Raw genomic sequence first — 1817 nt, forward strand, 5'->3', positions numbered from 1 at the left:
CCCGCCACGACGCGCTCCTCTCCCTCTTCCGCCTCGCTCCCACAAACGAGCTCGGGCGGGGTACCGCCTGGAGTGCCTATAACGCGCTCACCGAGTACCTCGACTGGATGGCTCCCGTTCGCGGAGCCGGTGCGGGGGACGATGACGAAGCCGACGCCCTGCTTCGTGCTCGTCGGCAGTTCGACGGCACGACGCAGAAGGTGAAGGATCGCGGGTTCGCTCTCCTCGCCGCATGAGAACAACCGAACGGGCCCGATCGTTTACTTCGACGATCGGGCCCGTTCGTCATCACTCAGCGACAATCTGTCCGTAACGTGGTGTCCCTCATGTCCGTGAACGCCTCCTGCCCAGGCATATCCCGATGACCGCCGCGAGTATGGCGATCCGTCGGACACCTAGGCAGGAAGAACAGGCATGAGTAGCAACTGCACGCAAGCACACAGCACCAGCAACCTCGAGGGGAGGTGACACACATGGCTAAGCGCATCTACCAAATCGGCGAGAAGCTCGTCGACCTCGACGACGGGGACCAAGTCCGCGCACTCACACCAACGGAACTCACCGATCTGCTCGTTCAAGCCGGCGAACGGGAGCCGGATCCGAACCGTTCCCGAATCGAATTGAAGCACGTTCAGCCTCCCGAAGGCACCAAATTCGCGTGGTTCAATCCATCCGGCAAACACGAGCGGACGTAACCGCGCGTGTGCAGAGCGAAGCACGAAGGCGGCAGGCGATGCCCCGCACACACTCCCCGCGGCCGACGCATATCTCGCGCGACGGAACGGGCACAAGCCGCTAGCGAAGGGACACACGCCTTCATCGGAGCGACGCCCTATCAAGAGCGCCAATCCCCGGCAATGATGGCGATGTCGCAGCGCCCGAGCTACTACGACACCGATGAATGGGTCGAATACGACGAATCGATCCGCGCAGCTGCCGAGCGTCACGGCGTCGAGATCCTCTCTGAGGACCACGCCGCAGGAATCTGGCAGGACCAGACCGAACCGGCAGGCGCTTACGAAGTGCGCGCCGACTCCATGGACAACGTGCGTGCTTGGGCGCAAGAGGTTGCCGGCAGATACGACCAAGACTCCGTCATGGTCGGCGAATACAACACCGCAGCCAACGGGCGCGTCTACTCATACGAGGTTGACGGCAAGGACACCCGCGAAGTTCTCGATGCGCTGCATGCAGCCGGCATTCCCGGCGCGCGCGCATACGACGGCAAGCTCGAGATCGCGAACACCGAGGGGGATCTCGCCGACGACCAGCTGCGCACTCTCCAGCATCTCTTCGGCGAAGGGCAAGTCGCACACGCCGACATCGACTTCATCGAGATGAAAGGCGCCCGTGCACCTGGCCCTGACCAGGACGAGCACCTCAAGCGCACCCCGATCAAAGAGATCCAGATGCTCCGGCAGAACTACAGCGACCAACACGGCATCCCGCCCCGCAAGCCGATCCCGCATCTCACAAGCGCCGACGACATCGCCGCCGCCCAGGCATATCAAGCAGGCACCCACCAGCCCAACCACCCGAAGGTGCAGCGCTCCTACAGATCGTTCCGCCAACACATCGGCCAGCAATGGGACACACTCACCGAAGCCGGCTACAGATTCGAACCCTGGAGCGGCACCAACGACCGCGGCGAAGAACAAGAGCAGCCCTACAACAACAGCGCAGAGATGCTGGCCGATCTACGGGGCAACAAACACCTCTACTACTTCCCCACGGAAGTCTCACAGAACACAGAAGGCGCCCTACCCCCAGACCACCCAATGGCCAACCAAATCACCGTCACCGCGCCCGACGGTACC

The 1817-nt window shown here is 62.9% G+C and carries 2 protein-coding genes and 1 pseudogene; all 3 read left to right on the plus strand.

Annotation, left to right across the window (positions count from 1 at the left end):
- A partial coding sequence (locus G510_RS18615) for a DUF932 domain-containing protein (protein ID WP_036323494.1) occupies positions 1–236 on the plus strand: 236 nt, incomplete at its 5' end.
- A gap of 237 nt (positions 237–473) precedes the next feature.
- Positions 474–695 carry a hypothetical protein gene (locus G510_RS18425; RefSeq protein WP_157560690.1) on the plus strand — a complete coding sequence of 74 codons (222 nt, stop codon included), beginning with the start codon at positions 474–476 and terminating at the stop codon, positions 693–695.
- 171 nt (positions 696–866) lie between these two features.
- Positions 867–1817 (plus strand): annotated as a pseudogene (locus tag G510_RS0113290) (hypothetical protein); the annotation flags it as partial.

Source organism: Microbacterium gubbeenense DSM 15944, from assembly GCF_000422745.1.
Taxonomy (GTDB): Bacteria; Actinomycetota; Actinomycetes; order Actinomycetales; family Microbacteriaceae; genus Microbacterium; species Microbacterium gubbeenense.